At 71.2% G+C, this 23,524-nt stretch carries 23 protein-coding genes and 1 other RNA gene; 17 read left to right on the top strand and 7 right to left on the bottom strand.

Annotated elements, in window-relative coordinates; all coding sequences use genetic code 11:
• Positions 1–122: 122 nt before the first annotated feature.
• Complete coding sequence (locus tag ACWGI6_RS14430) at positions 123–317, bottom strand: hypothetical protein (RefSeq protein WP_393907370.1); 195 nt, start codon at positions 315–317, stop codon at positions 123–125.
• Positions 318–566: 249 nt separating this feature from the next.
• Here ACWGI6_RS14430 and ftsE point away from each other — a divergent pair, with 249 nt between their 5' ends.
• From ftsE to ssrA, 5 genes are all read left to right on the top strand, one after another.
• Positions 567–1,256, top strand: coding sequence for a cell division ATP-binding protein FtsE (gene ftsE, locus ACWGI6_RS14425; protein WP_168479372.1), 690 nt, complete (start codon positions 567–569; stop codon positions 1,254–1,256).
• 9 nt (positions 1,257–1,265) lie between these two features.
• Positions 1,266–2,180 carry a permease-like cell division protein FtsX gene (ftsX, locus tag ACWGI6_RS14420; protein WP_453267785.1) on the top strand — a complete coding sequence of 305 codons (915 nt, stop codon included), beginning with the start codon at positions 1,266–1,268 and terminating at the stop codon, positions 2,178–2,180.
• Positions 2,181–2,248: 68 nt separating this feature from the next.
• Positions 2,249–3,469 carry a S41 family peptidase gene (locus ACWGI6_RS14415; protein ID WP_453267784.1) on the top strand — a complete coding sequence of 407 codons (1,221 nt, stop codon included), beginning with the start codon at positions 2,249–2,251 and terminating at the stop codon, positions 3,467–3,469.
• A gap of 18 nt (positions 3,470–3,487) precedes the next feature.
• Positions 3,488–3,985 (top strand): SsrA-binding protein SmpB, encoded by a 498-nt coding sequence (gene smpB, locus ACWGI6_RS14410; protein ID WP_453267783.1) that lies wholly within the window; start codon positions 3,488–3,490, stop codon positions 3,983–3,985.
• Between the two features lie 126 nt (positions 3,986–4,111).
• Positions 4,112–4,481, top strand: a transfer-messenger RNA (tmRNA) gene (ssrA, locus tag ACWGI6_RS14405).
• Positions 4,482–4,613: 132 nt separating this feature from the next.
• Here the strand turns inward: ssrA and ACWGI6_RS14400 are convergent.
• On the bottom strand, positions 4,614–5,939 hold the full coding sequence (locus tag ACWGI6_RS14400; protein WP_453267782.1) for an MFS transporter: 1,326 nt from the start codon (positions 5,937–5,939) through the stop codon (positions 4,614–4,616).
• A 129-nt stretch (positions 5,940–6,068) separates the two neighbouring features.
• Between ACWGI6_RS14400 and ACWGI6_RS14395 the strand changes: the two genes are divergently transcribed.
• Complete coding sequence (locus ACWGI6_RS14395; RefSeq protein WP_453267781.1) at positions 6,069–7,043, top strand: LysR family transcriptional regulator; 975 nt, start codon at positions 6,069–6,071, stop codon at positions 7,041–7,043.
• Between the two features lie 114 nt (positions 7,044–7,157).
• Entirely contained in the window at positions 7,158–7,697 is a 540-nt protein-coding gene (locus tag ACWGI6_RS14390) for a DUF4232 domain-containing protein (RefSeq protein ID WP_453267780.1), read from the top strand.
• A gap of 6 nt (positions 7,698–7,703) precedes the next feature.
• Here ACWGI6_RS14390 and ACWGI6_RS14385 read toward each other — a convergent pair whose 3' ends face one another.
• Positions 7,704–7,967, bottom strand: coding sequence for a DUF397 domain-containing protein (locus tag ACWGI6_RS14385; protein WP_453267779.1), 264 nt, complete (start codon positions 7,965–7,967; stop codon positions 7,704–7,706).
• Positions 7,964–8,749: a helix-turn-helix domain-containing protein gene (locus tag ACWGI6_RS14380; protein WP_453267778.1), complete on the bottom strand. Its 786-nt coding sequence runs from the start codon at positions 8,747–8,749 to the stop codon at positions 7,964–7,966. Before ACWGI6_RS14380 ends, ACWGI6_RS14385 begins: the two co-directional genes overlap by 4 nt.
• 153 nt (positions 8,750–8,902) lie before the next feature.
• On the opposite strand from ACWGI6_RS14380, the gene ACWGI6_RS14375 reads away from it, so the two are divergent.
• The 3 genes from ACWGI6_RS14375 (at position 8,903) to ACWGI6_RS14365 (ending at position 12,122) form a co-directional block, all read left to right on the top strand.
• Complete coding sequence (locus tag ACWGI6_RS14375) at positions 8,903–9,064, top strand: hypothetical protein (protein ID WP_453267777.1); 162 nt, start codon at positions 8,903–8,905, stop codon at positions 9,062–9,064.
• 140 nt (positions 9,065–9,204) lie between these two features.
• Complete coding sequence (locus tag ACWGI6_RS14370; protein WP_453267776.1) at positions 9,205–10,686, top strand: nitrate/nitrite transporter; 1,482 nt, start codon at positions 9,205–9,207, stop codon at positions 10,684–10,686.
• 251 nt (positions 10,687–10,937) lie between these two features.
• Entirely contained in the window at positions 10,938–12,122 is a 1,185-nt protein-coding gene (locus ACWGI6_RS14365; RefSeq protein WP_453267775.1) for a uroporphyrinogen-III synthase, read from the top strand.
• 122 nt (positions 12,123–12,244) lie between these two features.
• Here ACWGI6_RS14365 and ACWGI6_RS14360 read toward each other — a convergent pair whose 3' ends face one another.
• Positions 12,245–13,021 (bottom strand): class I SAM-dependent methyltransferase, encoded by a 777-nt coding sequence (locus ACWGI6_RS14360; RefSeq protein WP_453267774.1) that lies wholly within the window; start codon positions 13,019–13,021, stop codon positions 12,245–12,247.
• A gap of 234 nt (positions 13,022–13,255) precedes the next feature.
• Here ACWGI6_RS14360 and ACWGI6_RS14355 point away from each other — a divergent pair, with 234 nt between their 5' ends.
• The 6 genes from ACWGI6_RS14355 to ACWGI6_RS14330 all read left to right on the top strand — a co-directional run bounded on the left by ACWGI6_RS14355 (position 13,256) and on the right by ACWGI6_RS14330 (position 20,453).
• Positions 13,256–13,897, top strand: coding sequence for a CGNR zinc finger domain-containing protein (locus tag ACWGI6_RS14355; RefSeq protein WP_453267773.1), 642 nt, complete (start codon positions 13,256–13,258; stop codon positions 13,895–13,897).
• Between the two features lie 101 nt (positions 13,898–13,998).
• Positions 13,999–14,538 carry a sigma-70 family RNA polymerase sigma factor gene (locus tag ACWGI6_RS14350; RefSeq protein WP_393907356.1) on the top strand — a complete coding sequence of 180 codons (540 nt, stop codon included), beginning with the start codon at positions 13,999–14,001 and terminating at the stop codon, positions 14,536–14,538.
• Positions 14,535–15,278 (top strand): anti-sigma factor family protein, encoded by a 744-nt coding sequence (locus ACWGI6_RS14345; protein ID WP_453267772.1) that lies wholly within the window; start codon positions 14,535–14,537, stop codon positions 15,276–15,278. Before ACWGI6_RS14350 ends, ACWGI6_RS14345 begins: the two co-directional genes overlap by 4 nt.
• A gap of 221 nt (positions 15,279–15,499) precedes the next feature.
• Positions 15,500–18,004, top strand: coding sequence for a HelD family protein (locus ACWGI6_RS14340; protein WP_453267771.1), 2,505 nt, complete (start codon positions 15,500–15,502; stop codon positions 18,002–18,004).
• A gap of 427 nt (positions 18,005–18,431) precedes the next feature.
• A complete protein-coding gene (locus tag ACWGI6_RS14335; RefSeq protein WP_453267770.1) occupies positions 18,432–19,865 on the top strand; it encodes a malic enzyme-like NAD(P)-binding protein in 1,434 nt (477 codons plus the stop codon).
• Positions 19,866–20,171: 306 nt separating this feature from the next.
• Positions 20,172–20,453, top strand: a complete 282-nt coding sequence (locus ACWGI6_RS14330; RefSeq protein ID WP_006605312.1) for an HU family DNA-binding protein — start codon at positions 20,172–20,174, stop codon at positions 20,451–20,453.
• Between the two features lie 128 nt (positions 20,454–20,581).
• Here the strand turns inward: ACWGI6_RS14330 and ACWGI6_RS14325 are convergent, their stop codons facing one another.
• Together ACWGI6_RS14325 and ACWGI6_RS14320 are read right to left on the bottom strand one after the other, a co-directional pair.
• Positions 20,582–21,259, bottom strand: coding sequence for an HAD family hydrolase (locus ACWGI6_RS14325; protein WP_453267769.1), 678 nt, complete (start codon positions 21,257–21,259; stop codon positions 20,582–20,584).
• 82 nt (positions 21,260–21,341) lie between these two features.
• Positions 21,342–22,082 (bottom strand): GntR family transcriptional regulator, encoded by a 741-nt coding sequence (locus ACWGI6_RS14320; RefSeq protein WP_453267768.1) that lies wholly within the window; start codon positions 22,080–22,082, stop codon positions 21,342–21,344.
• A 349-nt stretch (positions 22,083–22,431) separates the two neighbouring features.
• Here ACWGI6_RS14320 and ACWGI6_RS14315 point away from each other — a divergent pair, with 349 nt between their 5' ends.
• On the top strand, positions 22,432–23,520 hold the full coding sequence (locus tag ACWGI6_RS14315) for an extracellular solute-binding protein (RefSeq protein ID WP_393907412.1): 1,089 nt from the start codon (positions 22,432–22,434) through the stop codon (positions 23,518–23,520).
• Positions 23,521–23,524: the final 4 nt, after the last annotated feature.

Below are 23,524 nucleotides of genomic sequence, written 5' to 3'. Positions count from 1 at the left end.
GGGGCCCCCCCGGGGCGTGCCGCCGCCGCGTAACATTTTTGGGGGGCCCGGGGCCGCGGTGGCGCCCCGCGCCCCTCGGCTTTGGCGTGACCGCCGCAGCCGAGTAAAGCCTCGTACGGGTGTCAGACGGCCTGGTGGAGCAGTACACCCAGCGCGATCAGCACGATCATCAGCGCCACCAGCATCGCCGGGCTGAGCTGGGCGAAGATACCGCCCGCTTGCTGCTGAAGACGTTCTCTGCTCGCCCGGCAGACGGGGCAGCGGCCCTCGCTCACAGGGGCCGCGCAGTTGGCGCACACCAGTCGGTCGTACGTCATGCGACCTCCTTCTCCACTGCACCAACGCACCGGAAGGTGCATTGGTTCCCTCTCCCACTGTGCCAGCTCATGGCCGGAACGGCGCGTCCCGCGAGATTGTGCGCCTTTTGTCCCGTAGGTGCCGTGAATAAACGCACCAACCCCCTACGCCGACTGCGCCGCCGTGCGAGGTTCGCGTATGGTCACGCACACCGACGGGCGCCGCAACTCGGCAACCGTGCCCCTATTCAGGTCGACCGTGGTGCATCAGTGATCCGATTCGACAACGTCTCCAAGACCTACCCGAAGCAGAACCGCCCTGCACTCAGGGACGTCTCGCTCGAGATCGAGCGCGGTGAGTTCGTCTTCCTGGTGGGCTCCTCGGGCTCCGGTAAGTCCACCTTCCTGAGGCTGCTGCTGCGCGAGGAGCGCACCAGCCACGGCCATGTGCATGTGCTCGGCAAGGACCTCGGGAAGCTCTCCAACTGGAAGGTCCCGCAGATGCGGCGCCAGGTGGGCACGGTCTTCCAGGACTTCCGGCTGCTCCCCAACAAGACCGTGGGAGAGAATGTCGCCTTCGCCCTCGAGGTGATCGGCAAGCCGCGCGGCCAGATCCGCAAGACGGTTCCCGAGGTCCTCGAACTCGTCGGCCTCGGCGGCAAAGAGGACCGTATGCCGGGTGAACTCTCCGGTGGTGAGCAGCAGCGCGTCGCCATCGCCCGGGCCTTCGTCAACCGCCCCATGCTGCTCATCGCGGACGAGCCCACCGGCAACCTCGACCCGCAGACCTCGGTCGGCATCATGAAGCTGCTGGACCGGATCAACCGGACCGGTACGACGGTGGTCATGGCCACCCACGACCAGCAGATCGTCGACCAGATGCGTAAGCGGGTCATGGAACTAGAGAAGGGCCGGCTCGTACGCGACCAGTCGCGCGGCGTGTACGGCTACCAGCACTGAAAGGACGCCATGCGCGCCCAGTTCGTCCTGTCGGAGATCGGCGTCGGTCTCCGCCGTAACCTCACGATGACATTCGCCGTCATCGTCTCCGTAGCCCTCTCGCTGGGCCTGTTCGGCGCCTCGCTGCTGATGCGCGACCAGGTCAGCACCATGAAGGGCTACTGGTACGACAAGGTCAACGTCTCCATCTTCTTCTGCAACAAGAACGACGCCGACTCCGGCGCCAACTGCGCCAAGGGTGCGGCCACCCAGCAGCAGAAGAACGACATCAAGGCGGAGCTCGACCGGCTGCCGATCGTGCAGAAGCCGGTGACGTACGAGTCCAGCGACCAGGCGTACAAGCACTACAAGGAGCAGTTCGGCGACACCCCCGTTGCCGGGCTGGTGACCCCCGACCAGCTTCCGGAGTCCTTCCGCGTCAAGCTCAAGGACCCGACGAAGTACGCCGTCATCAAGTCGGCGTTCTCCGAGCGGCCCGGCGTCCAGGAGGTACAGGACCAACGGGACACCGTTGAGCCGCTGTTCAACCTCCTCAACGGCATGAACATCGCCGCGCTGGTCGTGATGGGGCTGATGCTCATCGTTGCGCTGATGCTGATCGTCAACACCGTGCGGGTGTCGGCGTTCAGCCGGAGACGAGAGACCGGGATCATGCGGCTGGTGGGAGCGTCCAGCTTCTACATCCAGATGCCGTTCATCCTGGAAGCCGCCATCGCGGGCCTGCTCGGCGCCGCTTTCGCCTGTGTGCTGATCGTCGGCGGCAAGTACGTCCTCATCAACAACTGGCTGGCGAAGAAGATCCAGGTGATCAACTTCATCGGCTGGGACTCGGTGGCGGCGGTCCTCCCGCTGGTCCTCCTGATCGGGCTGCTGATGCCCGCGCTCGCCGCGTTCTTCGCGTTGCGCAAGTACCTCAAGGTGTGAGCTTTGCCAAGGGGCGCCGTACGGTCAACTTGCCGTACGGCGCCCTTTTGTCCCCTAGACTCACCGGCATGTCGGGCCCGTGTTCGTACGACAGGCCCCGCCGCATTCGCCGCGGGGCGGCCCTGACGTTGTTCCTCGCGAGTGTCCTCGCCACCGGCGCGGCGACCGGCACGTGGAGCGACCGGGCGGAGGGCGCGGCGGAGCGGACCGCCGCGGACCGTACGGCGTTCGGCGCGCGTGCTCCCGAATCCGCCACCGCGGACCGCGAGGCCGTCGAGCGGGCCGCTTCCGACGCCGTCGCGGACGGCAAGTCCGGTGCGCAGGCCGCCGCCGACGCCGTCAGCCGCAGCGGCGACCGCTGGTCGACGATCTACAGCGCGGACGAGTTCAAGGACTTCCAGGCGCAGTTGGACGGCGCCTACGTCGGTGTCGGGCTCTGGGTGCGGCAGGTGCCGCACGGCCGGATCGAGGTGTCCCGGGTCCAGCCCGGCGGGCCCGCCGCACGGGCCGGTATCGCCGTGGGCGACCGGCTGCGCGCCATCGACGGCCGCCCGTCCCGGGGCGCACCGGTCACCGAGGTCGTCGGCCGGCTGCGCGGTGCCGCCCCCGGCGGCTCCCACGGCCCCGCCGCCGCTGCCGGCACTCCCGTGACGCTGGACCTGCAGCGCGGCACCCGTCGCTGGACGGCCACCCTGCACCGCACCCGTCTGAGATCCCGGAACGTCGTCATCGACCGGCCGGCCGGTGCGCACGGCCCGACCCGCGTCAAGATCGCCGCGTTCGCCAAGGGCACCGGCGCCGCGGTCCGCCGGGCGGTGCGCAGCGCCTCCCCGCACGGCGGCATGCTGCTCGATCTGCGCGGCAACACCGGCGGCCTGGTCACCGAGGCCGTGGCCACCGCCTCCGCCTTCCTGAACGGCGGTCTCGTCGCGACGTATGACGTTCGCGGCAGCCAGCGCGCGCTGTACGCCCGGCGCGGCGGCAACACCCACCTCCCCCTGGTCGTCCTCGTCGACGGCGGCACGATGAGCGCCGCCGAGCTGCTGTCCGGCGCCCTCCAGGACCGCGGGCGGGCGCTCGTGGTGGGTTCCCGGACCTTCGGCAAGGGCTCGGTGCAGATGCCCAGCGAACTGCCGGACGGGTCGGTCGCCGAGCTGACCGTCGGGCACTACCGCACCCCGTCGGGCCGGAACGTCGACGGCGCCGGCCTCACCCCCGACGTCGTCGTCGGGAGCGGTGCGGAGAATCGGGCCCGCACAGTATTGAGTGGCCTCGGGGGCGGTGCGTAGTGCGAAAATGGCCGCACTATGGCTAAGGACAAGGGCAAGGACAAGGACCCCGGGCGCAAGCTCGTGGCGCAGCACAAGAAGGCGCGGCACGACTACCACATTCTGGACACCTATGAGTGTGGCCTGGTGCTGACCGGCACCGAGGTGAAGTCGCTGCGGCAGGGCCGGGCGTCGCTGGTGGACGGTTTCATCCAGATCGACCGGGGCGAGGCCTGGCTGCACAACGTACATATCCCCGAATACGCCCAGGGCACCTGGACGAACCACAGCGCGCGGCGCAAGCGGAAGCTGCTGATGCACCGCGTCGAGATCGACAAGCTGGAGTCCAAGAGCCAGGAGTCGGGGCACACGATCGTGCCGCTGGCCCTCTATTTCAAGGACGGCCGGGCCAAGGTCGAGATCGCTCTGGCCAAGGGCAAGAAGGAGTACGACAAGCGGCAGACGCTCCGCGAGCAGCAGGACCGCCGGGAGACGGACCGCGCGGTCTCGGCGGCGCGGCGCCGGCAGCGGTCCTGATCTGCCCCGACGGACCGGTTCCGGCCCGCCCGGCCGGGGAATACGCTGGCACCGGCACGCGTTGTTCACGTACGATGGCATCACACCCCCGCGAGGGGTGTAGGTACCACCTTGATAAATCAACATGGGGATGATCGGTTTCGACAGCGGATGTCGAAGCAGGGGAAGCGAGTCGAGGAAGCGGCAATGATCTCGTAAACCATATGTCGCAACCAATAATCGCCAACACCAAGCGCGATTCCTTCGCCCTCGCTGCCTAAGTAGCGACTTGCGAAGTGTCAGCCCGGGGCTGTTCCCGACCCGGATCCTGGCATCGACTAGGGAACTAAACTTCTAGACCCGGTCACGGGGTTTAGAAGGAAATCAAACAGTGACTGAGCCCGTCGGAGACTTGTTCGCGTGATCTCCGGGGCCGAGAAAATCGCAGCGAACTGCACTCGGAGAAGCCCTGTTTCTGCACCGTTGGACGCGGGTTCGATTCCCGCCATCTCCACTCATCCCATGTGAGGCCCAGGCCCCGTCTGTCCGAGAGGACAGGCGGGGCCTGAGTCGTTTCCGCCCGAGTGCGTTTCGTGGCGCGGCCCGGTCGTGGAGATCTTCCCCCGGCGGCTGCGGCACCCGGACCCGATCAGCTGACGGGCGCCGGCGGGCGGTCCGGGCGACGGCGTGCCGTTGGCAGGGTGACGGTCAGCGCGAGGGCTGCCGCCGCCGCGGGAACCCCGTAGGCCGCGCCCGCACCGCCCAGGTGCTCGACCGCCCAGCCGCCGCTCGCCGATCCGGCCGCGATACCGCCCAGCAGCGCGGTCACGGCGAGCGTCATGCCCTCGTTCAGCTGACCGGGCGGCGTCAGCGACTGGACGAGTCCCATGCCGGTGACCATGGTCGGCGCGGTTGCCGTACCGGCCAGGAGGAGCGCGACGGCCAGCGTCGCCGGGCTCCCCGTCGCGGCCGCGAGCAGCGGGAGCAGCATCAGGGCCGCCATCGCCGCGGTGCAGGCGAGGAAGCGGTGGCCGGCGCGGCCCGTGGGGCGCAGCAGGCCGTAGAGCAGCCCCGCCGCGCAGGAGCCCGCCGCCTGCAGGGCGAGCAGTCCGCCCGCCGCGGTCCGTACGCCGTGCCCGTCGGCGAAGGCGATCGTCACGACCTCCAGGGAGCCGAAGACCGCGCCGGTGGCGAGGAAGATCACCAGGAGCGGCGGCAGCCCCGGCAGGCGCAGGGGGGAGCGGGGCCGGCCGGTGGCCGGTGGCGGCGCTACGGGGGGTTCGGTGCGGCGCTGGGCCGCGAAGAGCAGCACTCCGGTCAGCAGCAGCGCCGCGGCCACCGCCGTGCCCGCCTCCGGGAAGAGCACGGTGCACAGCAGCGTGGCGAGCACCGGCCCGAGCATGAAACACAGCTCGTCCGCGGCCTGTTCGAAGGAGTTGGCGGTGTGCCGGGCGGCCGGGTCGTCGCGGAACAGGTGCGCCCAGCGGGCGCGGGACATCCCGCCGGTGTTGGGAGTGGTGGCGGTGGCGGCGTAGGAGGCGAAGAGGGTCCAATCGGGCGCCCCGTGGTGGACGCACAGGAGGAGCGAGAGCGAGCCGAGGACGGCGACCGCGGTCGCCGGGACCGCGGTACGGGACTGTCCGTGGCGGTCGACCATCCGGGCGGTCCACGGCCCGACCAGCGCCGTTGCCGCCAGCCCGGTCGCGGTGACCGCTCCGGCCAGCGCGTAGGAGCCACGCGAGCCGGCGATCATCAGCACCGCGCTGACGCTGAGCATCCCCATGGGCAGCCGCGCCAGCAGGTTGGCGGCCGTGAAGGCGCGGGTGCCCGGGACGGCGAAAATCCGGCCGTAGGGGGCGAGGGCGCGGAAGCGGGCACGCCGCGGGGCCGGGCGTACGGGCGATGGGGGTCCCCCCGGTCGAGCGGAGCCGAGGGTGGGGGAGGTGACCGGCCGGGCGGCGAGGAAGAGGATCATGCCTCTACGGTCGCGGCCGCGCCCGCCGCCCGTCCAACACCTGATCAGCGCCCCTTCACGCGCTGGTGTTGTCAATGCGCATCGGCCCTCCGCATGCCTCGCGGAAACCGCTGCTGCCAGGATGACCCGATGCCGTACGACATCGATCCGCGTCTGCTCCGCGCCTTCCTCGTCGTCGCCGAGGAGCTGCACTTCACCCGGGCCGCCGCCCGGATGTACGTCGCCCAGCAGGCGCTGAGCCGCGACATCCGGCGCCTGGAGCGGGAGCTGGGCGCCGCGCTGTTCCTGCGGACCACCCGCCAGGTCACCCTGACCGCGGACGGGGCGCACCTCCTGCCGTACGCACGGCGGGTGTTGACCGCGTACGACGAGCTGGCCGCCGCGTTCCGGGCCGCGCCCGAGCGGCCGCTGCTGGTCGATGTGGGCGTCCCGATCGGTACCGCTCACGGGGTGCTGGAGGCGGCCAGGGACCGGGTGCCGGACAGCTGTGAGCTGGTGGCCCGCTTCCACAGCGGGCTGACGGGTGCGGCGGCCGAGGTGGCGGCCGGGCGGCTCGATGTCTCCTTCGGCCGGATCGCGGCGCTGCCGCCCGGCGTACGGGCCGGTCTGGAACATCAGCCGGTCCGGCTGGAGCCGATGGCCGTCCTGCTGCGCGAGGACCATCCGCTGGCCGCACGGCCCGCCGTCGCCCTCGCGGAACTGGCCGGCGAGACGCTCTACGCGGCCGCCGGCAACCCGCGGACCGCGGAGTGGACGGACCTGGCCGAGCGGCTCTTCGCGGGGCGCGGCATCGCGACGGCCGAGCCGTTCCCGGAGATCGAGGGCTCGCAGGAGTTCGTACGCGTGGTGCGCAAGCGGGGGTGGTCGGTGCTGGCGAGCGTGGAGTTCATCGAGGTGCCGGGGATGGTGCTGCGGCCGCTCGTCGACCCCGTACCGCTCTCACCGGTCTCGATGGTGTGGCGGCGGGGGCTGCGGCATCCGGGGCTGGACGCGTTGCGGGCGGCGGCCCGCGAACTGGCCGACCGGAACGCCTGGTTGACGCCGCCGGGGAGCGCGTGGTGGCTCCCGGAGGAGGATGCGCGGGTGATGGGCGTACGCCGGTGACCACCGGGCGTCCGCGGCGGCGCGGGCAAGAATGTTCGGCGCCGAGGCAACCGCCAACGCGCGAAATGTTTCCTTAACGGCAGGGAATTCTGTGCCGAACGAACAGGGGGAGCCGTGCGACGGCGTTCACTTCTCGCGGTGGTGGCGGCCGCGCTGACCTTGACCGTCACAGCGGGCCTGGCCCTGACCGGCTGCGGCTCCTCGCGGATGGCGGCGCTGCACGCCAACTGCACGACCAAGGGCCTGCGCTGGCAGCTCACCGTCCTGAAGAAGAAGCCGCACACCGAGCAGCGTGAGGCCCGGCTGACCATCGCCAACACCGGTGCGGGCCCCTGTGTGTTCCAAGGCTTCCCCCTCTTCGAGGTCCATGTCGGCAAGGGGCCCGAGTCGGATGCCGAAGGGCATGGCAAGGCCCTGCCGATAGACCTGGGGCGCGGCGGGACGGTCCTGGCGGCCCTGCGCTACAGGGACTGCCCCGGGAGCACACCGTCGAGCGCCGCGATGGTCAGCAACGACAAGGCCGTGGTGGCCGCGCCGCGCGACTACCGGGGCGCGCAGCTGGTCGAGGCACGGGACGAGAAGGGCAAGCGCCTGCGGATGACCCTCTGCGCGGACCGGATATGGATGGACCCGCCGCGGGAAGCGGCCGAGTAGCCCCGGTTACGGGGCCGTTGTGGCGGCAGCAGCGCTACGTGCGGTGTACGAGGTGAACGAGGCCCAGGCGCCCGGCGAGAAGTCGAGGTGCGGGCCCCGGGGGTCCTTGGAGTCGCGGACGTGGATGGTGGTGGGGTGGGTGGCGATCTCTACGCAGGCGCCGCCCTGTTCGCTGCTGTGGCTGGACTTGCGCCAGTCGTAGGCGACTTCGAGGCACGCGCCGCCTTCGTCACTGCTGTAGCTGGACTTGAACCACGTCAGATGGGTCATCGCTCTCCTAGCAGCCGGTCCAGCAGGCCCAGGGTTTCCTCTGCGTTGAGGGCCTGCATTCGCAGCATTCCATACTTCTGGGTGAGGACGCTGACGTCGTCGAGGTCGTCATAGAGCTCGCTGCTGCGGTGGATTTCGGTGTAGGCGAGGTGCTGATGGTCCTGGGTTTCCAGGAGCACGAAAGGACCGGCGAGTCCGGCGTGATGCTCACGGTTCAACGGCAGGACCTGAATCGAGACGCCGGTGAGTTCCGCGCAAGTCCGCAGGTGGGAAATCTGCCCCCGCATGACGTCGCGTCCCCCGAGATTGCTCAGAACGGTGGCCTCGGAGATGACGAAGCTGGCGATGACGGTATGCGCCTTGTGCAGGATCTGCTGGCGATCCAGACGTGCGGTGACGCGACGCTCGACCACTTCTTCGCTGAGGTGCGGGATATTGCTTCGGAATGTGGCACGCGCGTAGTCCTCGGTCTGCAACAAGCCAGGAACGACACCGTTCTCGTACCAGCCGAGCGAGAGAGCCTCCCGCTCATGCGCCATGAAGTCCTCCGCCCAGATCGGATACTTCTCCTTCGGCGGCAGCTTCGCGACCCCCGCCGCCAGCGCCCCGCCCGTGTTCAGGAGCTGGTCGAACTCGGTCGCCAGATGCGGCATCAGGGCACGCCTGCCCTGCTCGATGGAGGCGATGGTCTCCTCGGAGGCGGTGGTGCGGTCTCCGAGGCTGCGCTGGGTGAGGCCGGCATTGATGCGGAACAGCGCTAATTGGGCGCCGATGACTTCCATGGCTGCGGAGTGTCGGTTCTTTGGCTTGGTTCGCGGCTGCATGGCGTTGCACTCCCCGTACTTCGATGCCGGTGACCGTGCGTGCGCCCGTACTCACCACGTGTACGGGTTCGCTCAGCGTGCAGCGTAGTTACGCACTGCGACCGTCGTCGCATGAACGCAGAGACTCAACTCCCCTTTCCGCGCGAGCGGTTCTACCGGCGCGAGCGGCGGTCGGTGCCGCTCGCGCGGGAGTTCGTGCGGGCGGCGCTGGTGGAGTGGGGCGTCGGGGAGCGGAGGCCCGGCAAGGTCGTCCGGTGTGAGTTCGTCCTGTGACGAGGTGCGCGGCCCGCCCGCCCTCACCGGCCCCCGCTCCCTCGCGTGAGTGCAAGGTTTCGTCCGCGTCACCGGGCGGCACGGTACGGAAACCCGTCGTCCCTAGCGTCAGGGAGCAGGACCTGACCCCTGGAGGCGCCATGACGGCCGCGGCAGCCAAGACCCGTAGCGACAGCCCTGATGACATCCCTGCCGAGACTCTCGCCGAGAAACCTGACGGCGGCCGTAGTGGCGGCCGGGTGCGCAGGGGCGGGCGGTGGATCGAGCACTGGGACCCGGAGGACGAGGGCTTCTGGCGGGAGACGGGGGAGCGGATCGCGCGGCGGAACCTCGCCTTCTCCGTGCTCTCCGAGCACATCGGGTTCTCCATCTGGAGCCTGTGGTCGGTGATGGTGCTGTTCATGGGGCCCGAGTACGGGATCGATCCGGCCGGGAAGTTCTTCCTGGTGGCGATGCCGACGCTGGTGGGCGGGGTGCTGCGGGTGCCGTACACCTTCGCGGTGGCGCGGTTCGGCGGGCGCAACTGGACGGTGCTGAGCGCGGCGATGCTGCTGGTGCCGGTCGCGGTGGCGGCGGTGGTGATGGAGCCGGGTACCTCGTACAGCACGTTCCTGCTGGTCGCGGCGCTGGCGGGGGTCGGCGGCGGGAACTTCGCCTCATCGATGACCAACATCAACTCCTTCTATCCGCTGCGGAAGAAGGGGTGGGCGCTGGGGCTGAACGCCGGTGGCGGCAACATCGGGGTGCCGGTGATCCAGCTGCTGGGGCTGCTGGTGATCGGGACGGCGGGGGCCGCGCATCCGCGGATCGTGCTGGCCGTCTATGTGCCGCTGATCGTCCTCGCGGCGGTGCTCGCGGCGCTGTTCATGGACAACCTCGCGCCGGTGACGAACGACACCGGGGCGGCCCTCGACGCCGCCAGGGAGCCGCACACCTGGGTGATGTCGCTGCTGTACATCGGCACCTTCGGGTCGTTCATCGGCTACAGCTTCGCCTTCGGCCTGGTACTGCAGAACCAGTTCGCGCGCACGCCCCTCCAGGCCGCGTCGCTGACGTTCATCGGGCCGCTGCTGGGCTCGCTGATCCGGCCGGTCGGCGGGCGGCTGGCGGACCGGTTCGGCGGCGCCCGGATCACGCTGGGGAACTTCGCGGCGATGGGCCTGGCCACGGGGGTGGTGATCTACGCCTCGGCGGTGCGGTCGCTGCCGGTGTTCCTCGTCGGGTTCATCGCGCTGTTCGTGCTGACGGGGCTCGGCAACGGCTCCACCTACAAGATGATCCCGGGGATCTTCCAGGCCCAGGCGCTGCGGCGCGGGCTGGCGGGGGAGGAGGCCGCGGTATACGGACGGCGGCTGTCGGGGGCGGCGATGGGGCTGATCGGGGCGGTGGGCGCCCTCGGCGGGCTGGCCATCAATCTGGCCTTCCGGCAGTCGTTCCTGGTGGCCGGGTCGGGCACCCCGGCGTTTGTGTCGTTCCTGGTCTGCTACGTGGTGTGCGGGGCGGTGACCTGGGGCGTATATCTGCGTCCCGCGGTGCGCGGGCGGCGTACGGCACACGCGGCGGACGGGGCGGAGGCGGCGGCCGTGGAAGGGGAGCGGAGCCCGGTGTACGCGGAGGTGTGAGCGGCGGGACGGGTGCGGGGGACCGGTCCGAGCCGGGCCGCCGCGCCCTGTTCCTGCGCCCTGTTCCTGCGCCGTGTCGGCGGCAGGGGGCGGGAGCGGGCATGCGGCCCGCCGTAACCGTGGGGAAATACTGGAGGACCGGGGTCGTCACGTGCCGTTGGCACCTTGACACCCTGGAACTTCGTGCCGCCCGAGCCGCGGCGGTACGGAAGCACGAGGCAGTACACCACTCTGGGCGGAGCGGGACGACCATGCACGATCAGCAGCAGGAGCACGGAGAGCACGAGCGGACGGCGCCGGAACCGGCCGTACGGCCGCTGGACGGGTTCACCGTCGGGGTGACCGCGGCCCGGCGCGCGGAGGAGCTGGGCGCCCTGCTGGAGCGGCGCGGCGCGCAGGTGATGCATGCGCCCGCGCTGCGTATCGTCCCGCTGCCGGACGACACCGAGCTGCTCGCGGTGACCCGGGACCTGATCGACCGGGCGCCCGATGTCGTCGTGGCCACCACCGCCATCGGCTTCCGCGGCTGGGTCGAGGCCGCGGAGGGCTGGGGCCTGGGCGAGGCGCTGCTGGACCGGCTGGCCGGGGTGGAGCTGCTGGCGCGCGGGCCCAAGGTGCGCGGTGCGATCCGGGCCGCCGGGCTGACCGAGAAGTGGTCGCCGGCCTCCGAGTCGATGGCCGAGGTGCTGGACCGGCTGCTGGAAGAGGGCGTCTCCGGGCGCCGGGTGGCCGTACAGCTGCACGGGGAGCCGCTGCCGGGCTTCGTCGAGGCGTTGCGGGCCGGCGGTGCGGAGGTGGTCGGCGTCCCCGTGTACCGCTGGATGCCGCCGGAGGACATCGGGCCGGTCGACCGGCTGCTGGACGCGGTGATCTCCCGCGCCGTGGACGCGGTGACCTTCACCAGCGCGCCGGCCGCCGCGTCGCTGCTGCGCCGGGCCCAGGAGCGCGGGATCCGCGCGGAGCTGCTGGCGGCGCTGCGGCAGGAGGTGCTGCCGGTGTGCGTGGGGCCGGTGACCGCGCTGCCGCTCCAGGCGGAGGACATCCCCACGCTTCAGCCGGAGCGCTTCCGGCTGGGGCCGCTGGTGCAGCTGCTGTGCCGTGAACTCCCGGGCCGGGTGCGGCCGCTGCCGGTGGCCGGGCGGCGGCTGGAGATCCGCGGGCACGCCGTCGTGGTGGAAGGCGCGCTGCGGCCGGTGCCGCCGGCCGGGATGGCGCTGCTGCGCGCGCTGGCGCGCCGCCCCGGCTGGGTGGTCTCCCGTGCGGAGCTGTTGCGCGCACTGCCGGGGGCGGGCCGGGACGAGCATGCGGTGGAGACCGCGATGGCCCGGCTGCGGGGGGCGCTGGGCGCGCCGAAGCTGATCCAGACGGTCGTCAAGCGCGGCTATCGGCTGTCGCTCGACCCGCATGCGGACACGGACAAGTACGGCGGGGAGTAGCGGCCTCGCGCGGACCCGGGGCCGGAGCCGGACCCGGGGCCGGGGCCGGTCCGGCGGGGAGCCGCGGCCTCGCGGGCGGGGCAGTGGGGGCCGGTCCGGCGGCTCGGGGGCGGCGCGGCGCCCTACGCGGGGTTGTTCACACGGATCTTGGACTGGCCGTGCGGCCGCTTCTCCCAGTCCGCCATGAAGCGGGCCTCCAGGCCGTGCGCGCGGGCCAGCCGCAGCAGGGTCTCGGTCCGGTAGTAGAAGTCCTCGCGCAGCACCTGGTGTTCGGCGCCCTCGGTGCGGTCGAAGGTGAAGTCGAAGAAGCCGCCGGGTGCCAGGATCCGGCCGACGTGCGCGAGGCACTCGTCAATGACGCCGAGCGGTGAGTGCGAGAAGACGCTGTGCGCGTGGACGACGTCGAAGTGGGCGGACGGCAGGAAGTCCAGCGTCAGGTTCTGGGTGATCGTCAAGTGCGGAAGCTTGTCCTGGAGCTCGTAGGTCGTCAGCGTCTGCTTCGCGGATATCAGGATGTCCGGCGAGATGTCGATGCCGTAGTAGTTGCCGGTGTCCAGATGGGCGATGAAGCGCCAGCCGGCGCGCAGATTACCGCAGCCGATGTCCAGCATCCGGTGGCCGGGCTTCAGCCCGTGCTCGGTCAGGTAGTCGAACTGCATCTCGCCCAGCGCCAGCCAGCGTTCATGGCTGCGGCTGCCGACCGCGGCCTCCGGGTTGCGGCCGGTGTCCGAGGACATCACCGCCCGGTAGTACGCGACATGGTCGGGGTGCTTGAAACGGAGCCATGTGTCGCGGGCGGTGCGCTTGGCGTACGGGGCGATCCGGGCCGGGTTGCGGACCGCGTAACCGATCTTGTGGGTCAGGCCGGCGCGGTTCGTGAGCAGGGACTTGCGCGACATGGAGACCTTCGTCCTGGAGGGGCAAGGAGCGCTACGACATGCGGCGGGCCGGGGCGCGAGGGCCCGCGGACCGCCGCGCCGCGGACTATACATGAGATGTATACACGCAGCGTCTACGTACGAGGTTCCTGTGCGGTGCATGCGTGGAGTGATCGCCTCCGGAGGGTTCCGGCGGGCCCCCGGGGCGGGCACTCTGGGAGCACACACGTTTGGTCCCTAAGGAGTGACAGGCACATGGCGTCGCCTTGCGACCTGCGGTTCGACTGCGGGCGGATCTGCCTGGACCTGGCGGCCACGACCGACGGTGCCCCCGCCGAACGGCTCACCGGCCCCGACCAGTTGCGGGCGTGGCTGGTCGGAGCGGGGCTGGTGCCGCGCGGCACCCCGCTGGACGGCGTGGACGGCAGCTGGGTCGGCCGCTTCCGCGCACTGCGCGAGCTGCTGCGCCGTGTGGTGCACGAAGAGCTGCGGGGCCGGGCGGACGACGCCGATCTGGCGCTGCTCAACTCCGCGGCCGGGTCCGGGCAGCCGCCCGCCCTGTGCGCGGTACGCACCGCCGACGGCACCCTCGCCGGTGCCCTCCCCGGCCCGCCCGACTGCGCCGGGCTGCTGGCCGCGGTGGCCCGGGACGCGATCGGGCTGCTGACCGACGAGGTGACCCGCGCGCAGCTGCGGCAGTGCGCGGGCGAGAGCTGCACCCTGGTGTATCTGGACACATCGCGCGGCCGGCGCCGCCGCTGGTGCTCCAGCGAGGTGTGCGGCAACCGGGAGCGGGTGGCCCGGCACCGGAGGCGGACGACGGTGCGCAGGGAGCAGGACGGAAGCGCTGGTCAGGGTGCCGTGACCGGCGCCGAAAAATTTTCCGCCGAACTCTGAGTAACCCGTCCGTCCCGTCCGTACTCCTCACCGCAAGTCCGATTCATGGCAGGGTCCCCCGGCGATCTTGGGCGATCTGGGCTATCGACCCGGGAGTTGGAGTGCGTAAGGATGCCGTCGTGGCAGACAGGACGACACCTGACGAGGAGCTCATGCGAGCCCTCTATGACGATCATGCGGGCCCGCTACTCGCCTTCGTCCTGCGATTGGTGGCGGGCGACCGGCACCGCGCGGAGGACGTGGTGCAGGAGACGCTGGTGCGCGCCTGGCGCAACGCCGACCAGTTGCAACGGGCGACCGGCTCGATACGCCCCTGGCTGGTGACCGTCGCACGGCGGATCGTCATCGACGGGCACCGCAGCCGTAAGGCTCGGCCCCAAGAGGTCGACCCGACCCCTCTGGAGACGATGCCCGCCGCCGATGTGATCGACCGGGCACTGCGCCTGATGACGATCTCCGAGGCGCTGAGCGACCTGAGCCAGGCCCACCGAGAGGCCCTCGTCGAGACGTACTTCAAGGAACGTACGGTCAACGAGGCAGCGGAGGTGCTGCGCGTACCGGCCGGGACCGTGCGGTCCCGGGTGTTCTACGCGCTGCGCTCCCTGAGACTCTCGCTCGAGGAACGAGGAGTGACGGAGTGAACCCGCCCACGCAGCCGGACCGGCACACCGACGTCGGCGCCTACGCGCTGGGCGTCCTGGACGCTGCCGACGCCGACCGGTTCGAGGCGCATCTCGTCGGCTGTCACCAGTGCGCGGCCGAGCTCGAAGAACTCATGGGCCTGTCGCCGGTACTGGCCGAGTTCAAGCAGTCCGCGCCCACCCCGCAGACGATCACGGCCGTCCCCGGCCCGGGGCTGCTGGACGGACTGCTCGACGAGGTCGCCGTCACCCGGCGCGGCCGTGCCCGGCGACGGCTGTTCCTGGTCGCCGCGGCCGCCGTGCTGATCGTCGGCGGGCCGCTCGCCGCCCTCACCCTGAAGCCCCAGGGCTCCGAGGAGAAGCCGACGCCGCCGCTGGCGAACGCCGTCCGGGCCCAGTACGCGGCGGGCGAGAAGGCGAGCTCCGTCGACCCGGACACCAAGGTCTCGGCGGGCGTCTCGATGGCGGCCCGGCCCTGGGGCACCCAGGTCGTCCTGGAACTCGCCAACGTCAAGGGGCCGCTCACCTGCGACCTGGTCGCCGTCGGCAAGGACGGCAAACGGCAGACCATCACCACCTGGGCGGTGCCCAAGGGGGGCTACGGCGTCCCGGGCGGCGCCGCGAAGTGGAACCGCGAGCCGCTGTACGCGGCGGGCGGCGCGGGCTTCAACCGCGGCGACATCGACCACTTCGAGGTCACCACGCTGGACGGCAAGCAGCTGGCGAAGGTGAACGTCTGAGCGGTGCGGGCAGGCGCCCCGGGCCGGGTACGGCACGGGGCGCCCGTCAAGGACCGCCATGCTTCCGATCGGCAATCCCTTCGGCCGGGTCACGCCCGACGTAAAGGGTTGAGTCAACATCCGACCAAACTCGCCCGACTTTGTCCCTTTCACCAGGTGCGCGCGGTGCCTGGTTCGCGTACGGTTGACGGCTGCCCTACGCACAGCAGAAGGGGGCCTGGGTGGCCGCGCACAACGCCACGCACGCACCGGATCACGCTTCGGATTCCGTTCGCGACCGTGAGATCGAATCCGAGCAGACGCATCTGGACCGCGTCTACCGGCGCCTCGAGGAGAAGATCCACGAGGCAGAGTTCCTGATGAACGACGCCGCCCAACGCGGCCAGGTCGGCACGCCCGGCGCACTCGCCGAACGTGACGCCCAGGTCTTCCAGGCCGGCGTCCATCTCCACCGCCTGAATTCCGAGTACGAGGACTTCCTCTTCGGCCGGATCGACCTGCTCCTCGGCAAGGACGGCAAGAAGGGCCCGGACGGCGCCTTCACCTCCGTCGAGCCCGCCGACGGTGCGATCGAGGACAACCGCGCCGCGATCGCCGAGACGCTGCACATCGGCCGCCTCGGCGTCCTCGACGCGGACTACTCCCCGCTGGTCATCGACTGGCGGGCGCCGGCCGCCGCGCCCTTCTACCGGGCCACCCCGGTCGCGCCGGGCCGGGTCGTGCGCCGACGGGTGATCCGTTCCAAGGGCCGCAAGGTCCTCGGCGTCGAGGACGATCTGATGCGCCCGGAGGTCACCGCCACGCTGGACGGCGAGGAGCTGCCGGCGATCGGTGACGGTGCGCTGATGGCCGCGCTGGGCCGGGCCCGCAGCCACACCATGCGGGACATCGTCGCCTCCATCCAGGCCGAGCAGGACATGGTGATCCGGGCCCCCGCCGCCTCCGTCACCGAGGTCGAGGGCGGCCCCGGCACGGGCAAGACCGCGGTCGCGCTGCACCGCGCCGCCTACCTCCTCTACCAGGACCGGCGCCGCTACGCGGGCGGCATCCTGATCGTCTCCCCGACGCCGCTGCTGGTCGCCTACACCGAAGGCGTCCTGCCGTCGCTCGGCGAGGAGGGCCAGGTCGCCATCCGGGCGCTCGGCTCGCTGGTGGACGGCGCCGAGGCGACCGCATACGACCCGCCCGCGGTGGCCCGTATCAAGGGCTCCTCCCGGATGCAGAAGCTGCTGCGCAAGGCGGCACGCGGGGCGCTGGAGCTGGCGGCCCCCGCGGCCGCGGCGCCGGAACGCTCCCCCCGGGCGGGCGAGGACGCCCAGCTCTCCCTGGAGGACCTCTTCACCGCGCCCGCCGAGAACGGCGCCGACGACGGGGAACGCAAGGGCCGCCGCACCCGCTCCAGACCCTCCCGCCCCGCCCCGGCCGCACCCGCCCGGCTGCGGGTGGTGGCCTTCGGCGGCCGGATCGAGCTGGACGCCGACGAGCTGCACGCCATCCGGCAGTCCGCGCTCGGCGGCACCGCACCGGTCAATCTGCTGCGCCCGCGCGCCCGCCGGCTGATCCTGGACGCCCTGTGGGCCAAGTCCGGCGCCACCCGCCGCTACACGGACCCCGAACTGGCCGCCGAGGCCCGCGAGGGCTTCGACGAGGACATCACCACCGAGCCCGACTTCCAGGAGTTCCTGGACGCCTGGTGGCCCGAGCTGACCCCGCGCGGGGTCCTCGCCGCGATGGCCGACGAGCGCCTGCTGGGCCGTTGGGCGCGCCGGATCCTCCATCAGCGCGAGGTGCGCCAACTGGCCCGCTCCCTGCGGCGGTTGGACGACACGGGGCACGGTCCGCTGTCGGTGCACGATGTCGCGCTGCTGGACGAGCTGCAGCTGGTTCTCGGCGCCCCGATGCGCCCGCCCCGTCCGCGCGAGGCCGATCCGCTGGCCCATCTGACGGGCCTGGAGGAGCTCTCGACCTACACGGAGCGCAACGGCGGCGGCCGCAGCCGGCGCGAACGGCTGGAGGAGGAGCGCACCGACTACGCCCATGTCATCGTCGACGAGGCGCAGGACCTGACGCCGATGCAGTGGCGGATGGTCGGCCGCCGCGGCCGGCATGCGACCTGGACGGTCGTCGGGGACCCCGCGCAGTCCTCGTGGTCCGACCCGGACGAGGCCGCCGTCGCCCGTGACGAGGCGCTCGGTACCCGCCCGCGCCGCCGCTTCACGCTCACCGTGAACTATCGCAACCCCGCGGAGATCGCCGAACTGGCCGCCAAGGTGCTGGCGCTGGCGATGCCCGGTATGCAGTCGCCGAAGGCGGTCCGCTCCACGGGCCTTCAGCCGCGCTTCGCGCTCGTCGCGGACGGGGACCGCGAGGCCCGGTCCGCCGACGACGCGGCGCTGGCGCAGGCCACGGTGGCCGAGGCCGAGCGGCTGCTGGGCGAGGTGGACGGCACGGTCGGCGTCGTGGTGGCCATGAACCGTCGGGCGCAGGCCCGCCGTTGGCTGGCCCCGCTCGGCGACCGGGTGGTGGCACTGGGCTCCCTGGAGGCCAAGGGGCTGGAGTACGACGCCACGCTGGTGGTCTCGCCGGCCGAGATCGCCGATGAGTCCCCGGCCGGACTGCGGGTCCTGTACGTGGCGCTGACCCGGGCCACCCGGCAGCTGACCGTGCTGTCGGCCGGGCGGGACGAGCCGGACGCGGCCGGGGTGCCGGATCTGCTGCGGGACTGACCGGCCGCCGGGCTGTTCCGGCACCCGTACGGCGGGCGCAGCCGCGCGCTGCGCGCCGCCGTACGAGGGGTCTTGAAATCGGCCCCGCGGGACGGGATTCGCTTCCGGGGTTGGTTTGTTAGCCTGGGTGACGGCACCGGCCCGATCCAAGCCCCCGGGCCCAACCATCGTCGCTACGAGCGACCACTTGCCGCGAGGCGAGCATGGCGGGTCGGTGTCATGGACCAGACGAAGAGGCCCACATCACTTGGTGATGTGGGCCTCTTTGCTGTGGGCGTGGATTCTCGTATGGTGGAAATTGTTTTCCGTAGGAGCAGGCACTCGCGAACAAAATGTTCGCAATGCGGGGCGGCTACCGCATACTCCGCGGTAGGTGCGACGATCGGACGGCAATCCAGCGACACGGTGAAAGCAGAGGAAGTCGGCCATGGCAACGGCGCCCAGCGTCTCCTACTCGATGACGGTCCGGCTGGAGGTGCCCGCGAGCGGAACCGCGGTCTCCCAGCTCACCACGGCCGTAGAGTCCCACGGAGGCTCGGTGACCGGCCTCGACGTCACGGCGTCCGGACACGAGAAGCTCCGCATCGACGTCACCATCGCGGCGACCTCCACGGCCCACGCCGACGAGATCGTCGAGCAGCTGCGCCACATCGAGGGCGTCTCGCTCGGCAAGGTCTCCGACCGTACGTTCCTGATGCACCTCGGCGGCAAGATCGAGATGTCGTCGAAGCACCCCATCCGCAACCGTGACGACCTGTCGATGATCTACACCCCCGGTGTCGCCCGGGTCTGCCAGGCCATCGCCGACAACCCCGAGGACGCCCGCCGGCTGACGATCAAGCGCAACAGCGTCGCGGTCGTCACGGACGGCTCCGCCGTGCTGGGCCTGGGCAACATCGGCCCCAAGGCCGCGCTGCCCGTCATGGAGGGCAAGGCGGCCCTCTTCAAGCGCTTCGCCGGCATCGACGCCTGGCCGCTGTGCCTGGACACCCAGGACACCGACGCCATCGTGGAGATCGTCAAGGCCATCGCCCCCGGCTTCGCCGGCATCAACCTGGAGGACATCTCCGCCCCCCGCTGCTTCGAGATCGAGGCGCGGCTGCGCGAGGCCCTGGACATCCCGGTCTTCCACGACGACCAGCACGGCACCGCCATCGTGGTGCTCGCCGCGCTCACCAACGCGCTGCGCGTCGTGGGCAAGAAGGTCGAGAACGTCCGGGTCGTGATGTCCGGCGCCGGTGCGGCCGGTACCGCCATCCTCAAGCTGCTGATCGCGGCCGGCGTCCAGCACGCCGTCGTCGCCGACATCCACGGTGTGGTGCACGCCGGCCGCACCGACCTGGTCGACGCCGACCCGGACTCGCCGCTGCGCTGGATCGCCGACAACACCAACCCCGAGGGCGTCACCGGCACCCTCAAGGAGGCCGTGGTCGGCGCGGACGTCTTCATCGGGGTCTCCGCGCCCAACGTCCTGGACGGCGAGGACGTCTCGAAGATGGCCGAGGGCGCGATCGTGTTCGCACTCGCCAACCCCGACCCGGAGGTCGACCCGGCCGTCGCCCGGCAGACCGCCGCCGTCGTGGCCACCGGCCGCTCCGACTTCCCGAACCAGATCAACAACGTCCTGGTGTTCCCCGGCGTCTTCCGCGGCCTGCTGGACGCCCACTCCCGTACGGTGAACACCGAGATGATGCTGGCCGCGGCCGGCGCCCTCGCGGACGTCGTCCTGGAGGACGAGGTCAACCCGAACTACATCATCCCCAGCGTCTTCAACGAGAAGGTCGCGGGCGCGGTGGCCGGAGCGGTCCGGGAAGCGGCGAAGAGCGGCGACCCGGCTGTGACGGCTGCCACGGCGGTCTGAGTACGGCGCGTCGCTGGACACGCCGTCGTTGGGGCCCCCATAGGGTGGCGGGCAGCAAGCGACCGCCGCCCTGTGGGGCCGGCCCGGAGCGGGAATGATACGGAGCGTCACCACTACGAGGCAGTGGCGCTTTTCGTGTGACCCTCCTGGGTGCCGGATTGGCTTTACCGCCGCAGGTGGGGGCAGGATGCGTAATCGGGCGCGAGGGTCTGGCACCAGACCCGGGTCCGGGGACTGTCCGAGGACCCTGGCAGCATCGGCTTCGATCTCACGCCTCATTGGCAAGAAGAACACGGGAGTACAAACATGAACCGCAGTGAGCTGGTGGCCGCTCTGGCCGATCGCGCCGAGGTGACCCGCAAGGACGCCGACGCCGTTCTGGCCGCCCTCGCCGAGGTGACCGGCGAGGTCGTCGCCAAGGGCGACGAGAAGGTCACCATCCCCGGCTTCCTGACCTTCGAGCGCACCCACCGTGCCGCTCGCACCGCGCGCAACCCGCAGACCGGCGACCCGATCCAGATCCCGGCCGGCTACAGCGTGAAGGTCTCCGCGGGCTCCAAGCTCAAGGAAGCCGCCAAGGGTAAGTAACACCCCCTAGCACGGCACAAAAGGCGGTCATCCCTTCCAGGGATGGCCGCCTTTCCGTGCGCCACGGGGGGTGTTGCGGCCCCGGGGAACGGTCTGCGCCCGTCTGGGGCCGCCTGTGCCCGCCGGGATCAGACGGACCGGGTGAACGGGAAGTCCGCCAGGTCCACGTCCTCCAGAGAGGCCGCCACGGCCGTGCGGGGGCCCGCAACGATGCCCGGCACGCTCGGTACGGCCAGCAGCCGGCAGCCCGCGGCCAGCGCCGCAGCGGCGCCCGTAGGGGTGTCCTCGACGGCCAGACAGTCCGCGGGGTCGACCCCGAGGCCGGCCGCGGCGACCAGATACGGGTCGGGGTGCGGCTTGCCGCGCGGCGCCTCGCCCGAGGTGACCGACAGCGCGAAGCGGTGCGCGCCGAGCGTGCGCAGCACCAGATCGGCGACATGCCGTTCGGAGGCGGTGACCAGGGCGGCCGGTATGCCCAGTGCCCGCGCCCGGTCCAGCAGCCGCAGCGCACCCGGCTGGACGGTGACGCCGGCCGCGACCTCGGCGGTGAAGTCCCGGTCCAGCCGGGCAGCCGTCCGGGTGACGTCGCAGCCCACCCCGTACTCGCGCACCAGACGCTCGGCGGCGTCGTCCACCGGCGCCCCGGCGAAGTCCGCCAGCACCTCGTCCGTGGCCGCGAGACCCTGCTCCCGCAGGAAGCCGGCCACCGTGTCCAGCCACTGGTGCTCGGTGTCGACGAGGGTGCCGTCCATGTCGCACAGCAGGGCCGCGGGGAGCACGGGGGCGGGCGGGGGGATCACGGGCATGGGCGGGCTCGCTGTTCGCTGGTAAGGGCGTAAGGGCGTGAGGGCGTGAGGGGCTGAGGGGCGCGGGGGCGGCGGTGCCGGGTCAGTCGGCCGGGGTGCGGGCCAGCGGGTTGGCCTGGGTGGAGTTGCGGACGGTGAAGACCACCGCGCCGGGGCGGTAGCGGTCGTCGGAGGTCTCGACCGGGCGGCCCTCCGCAGTGGTGGTGGTGCGGCGTACGCGCAGCAACGGGCTGCCCCGTCGCACCCGCAACTCCCGGGCGTCCACGGTGCCCGCCGCGAGGGCGTCCAAGTGGTGCTCACCGTGGGCGAAAACCAGACCGCGGGAGTCCAGGAGCGCCTGGGTGACCGACTCGCAGTCGGCCGGCAGCTCCTCGACCGCATCGGCGATCCAGCCCGCGTAGACCGTGCGCTCCAGCAACACCGGCTCGCCGTCCAGGGTCCGCAGCCGCAGCACCCGCAGCACCTCGGCGCCCGGCGCCAGTTGCAGCAGCGCGGCCTCTTCCACGGAGGCCGTGCCGCGGATGCTCTCGTGTACCCGGCCGCCGGGGGTGTGGCCGCCCGCGTGCGCCCACTGGGCGAAGCTGCGCAGCTCGGTGAAGCTCTGGCTGGGCGCGGTGCTCAGCACGAGGTGCCGGGCGCCCTGGCGGGAGCCGATCAGTCCTTCGGCGAGCAGCGCGGCCAGCGCCTGGCGGACCGTGCCGCGCGAGACGCCGTGGGTGGCGGCGAGTTCGGTCTCCGAGGGCAGTGCGCTGCCCACGGGGAGCCGCCCCTCGGTGATCGCCCGGCGCAGCGCCTCGGCGATCTGCTGGTGGCGTCGGGTCAACAGGACTCCTCGCGGCCTGGTCAGGACGTGGCCGGCGGGACGGATCCGTACCTGCCGGAAGGGTCGGAACGAGCGGGTCAGCTGTGCACAGAGATAGATATCCACGCCGTCACGGGGTATGCGTCTAACCACTGCGCCAAGCTCTAAACCTTTTCCATTATAACGCTTATGACCTGCGGTTTTTATGTGCCAGGGGTTTGTCTGGGACTCATCTTGCGGTTATTTTGACGGGGCTTACTGACGGCGGCTTGTCCATACAGGTGGTGGGCCAAAGATCCAGGAGTAACCAGTGAAGCCACCCCGACCGGCCGGTACGCGCCGGGCACTCGCCGGCGGCGTTGCGGTCCTCGTGGCCGGCGCGGCCACCGGCGGCTGCGGCTACGCCCCGGCCGCCGTCACCAGCAAGGCGGCCACCGCGCGGTCGGCCGCGGACCTCGGCGGCATGGACGCACTCGTCAAGGCCGCCAAGAAGGAAGGCCGGCTCAACGTCTACGCGCTGGCCCCCGATTGGGCGAACTACGGCGAGATGATCAAGACCTTCGAGCGGAAGTACGGCATCGAGGTCAACAACGAGAACCCCGGCGGCACCAGCCAGCTCGCCCTCGGCGCCGCCGACAAGCGCCGCGGCCAGGACCGTGCCGTCGACGCCCTCGACCTGGGCACCGCGTTCATGCGCAACGCCCAGGGCAAGCGGCTGCTCGCGCCGTACGAGGTGACCGGCTGGCGGGACATCCCCCGCGCGCAGAAACAGGCCGACGGCTCGTACCTCAACAACTACGGCGGCTATATCTCCATCGGCTGCGACGCCAAGGCCGTCAAGAAGTGCCCCAAGACCTTCGCCGAGCTGCTGCAGCCGCAGTACCGGAACAAGGTCGCGCTCAACGGCAACCCGGCGGAGTCGTCCTCGGCGTTCTCCGCGATCTTCGCCGCCGCGCTCGCCAACGGCGGCTCCTTCGATGACGTCCGGCCCGGCCTCGACTTCTTCAAGAAGCTCAAACAGAGCGGCAACTTCGTGCCGGTCGACTCCTCGCCGGCCACCATCCGCAAGGGCGAGACCCCGATCTCCCTCGACTGGGACTACCTCAACCTCGGCTACCGCAAGGAACTCACCGCCAAGGGCGTCGACTGGCAGGTCACCGTGCCCTCCGACGGCCAGTACTCCCAGTACTACAACCAGGGCGTCAACGCCTACGCCCCGCACCCCGCCGCCGCCCGGCTGTGGCTGGAATTCCTCTACAGCCCCCAGGGCCAGAACATCTGGCTGCGGGGCTACTCCCGGCCCGCCCTCCTCGACCGGATGGAGAAGGACGGCACCGCCGACAAGAAGGCCGCCGCCCGCCTCCCCGAGGTCCACGGCACCCCCCGGTTCCCCACACCGGAACAGGAGGACGCCGCCAAGGTGGCCATCAACGAGGGCTGGGGCAAGGCCGTCGGCTGACCCC

The organism is Streptomyces sp. NPDC054786 (genome assembly GCF_053611685.1).
The sequence above is the reverse complement of the archived record's forward strand: the minus strand, read 5'-3'. Positions and strand labels throughout refer to the sequence as shown.

Bases quoted from the DNA above. Each gene is read 5' to 3' on its own strand.
- ACWGI6_RS14380 (WP_453267778.1), bottom strand. From the start codon at position 8,749: ATGGAAGTCATCGGCGCCCAATTAGCGCTGTTCCGCATCAATGCCGGC.
- ACWGI6_RS14395 (WP_453267781.1), top strand. From the start codon at position 6,069: ATGCCGTACGACATCGATCCGCGTCTGCTCCGCGCCTTCCTCGTCGTC.
- ACWGI6_RS14335 (WP_453267770.1), top strand. From the start codon at position 18,432: ATGGCAACGGCGCCCAGCGTCTCCTACTCGATGACGGTCCGGCTGGAG.
- ACWGI6_RS14415 (WP_453267784.1), top strand. From the start codon at position 2,249: ATGTCGGGCCCGTGTTCGTACGACAGGCCCCGCCGCATTCGCCGCGGG.
- ACWGI6_RS14325 (WP_453267769.1), bottom strand. From the start codon at position 21,259: ATGCCCGTGATCCCCCCGCCCGCCCCCGTGCTCCCCGCGGCCCTGCTG.
- ACWGI6_RS14360 (WP_453267774.1), bottom strand. From the start codon at position 13,021: ATGTCGCGCAAGTCCCTGCTCACGAACCGCGCCGGCCTGACCCACAAG.
- ACWGI6_RS14365 (WP_453267775.1), top strand. From the start codon at position 10,938: ATGCACGATCAGCAGCAGGAGCACGGAGAGCACGAGCGGACGGCGCCG.
- ACWGI6_RS14370 (WP_453267776.1), top strand. From the start codon at position 9,205: ATGACGGCCGCGGCAGCCAAGACCCGTAGCGACAGCCCTGATGACATC.
- ACWGI6_RS14430 (WP_393907370.1), bottom strand. From the start codon at position 317: ATGACGTACGACCGACTGGTGTGCGCCAACTGCGCGGCCCCTGTGAGC.
- smpB (WP_453267783.1), top strand. From the start codon at position 3,488: ATGGCTAAGGACAAGGGCAAGGACAAGGACCCCGGGCGCAAGCTCGTG.
- ACWGI6_RS14400 (WP_453267782.1), bottom strand. From the start codon at position 5,939: ATGATCCTCTTCCTCGCCGCCCGGCCGGTCACCTCCCCCACCCTCGGC.
- ACWGI6_RS14330 (WP_006605312.1), top strand. From the start codon at position 20,172: ATGAACCGCAGTGAGCTGGTGGCCGCTCTGGCCGATCGCGCCGAGGTG.
- ACWGI6_RS14385 (WP_453267779.1), bottom strand. From the start codon at position 7,967: ATGACCCATCTGACGTGGTTCAAGTCCAGCTACAGCAGTGACGAAGGC.
- ftsX (WP_453267785.1), top strand. From the start codon at position 1,266: ATGCGCGCCCAGTTCGTCCTGTCGGAGATCGGCGTCGGTCTCCGCCGT.
- ACWGI6_RS14375 (WP_453267777.1), top strand. From the start codon at position 8,903: ATGAACGCAGAGACTCAACTCCCCTTTCCGCGCGAGCGGTTCTACCGG.
- ACWGI6_RS14355 (WP_453267773.1), top strand. From the start codon at position 13,256: ATGGCGTCGCCTTGCGACCTGCGGTTCGACTGCGGGCGGATCTGCCTG.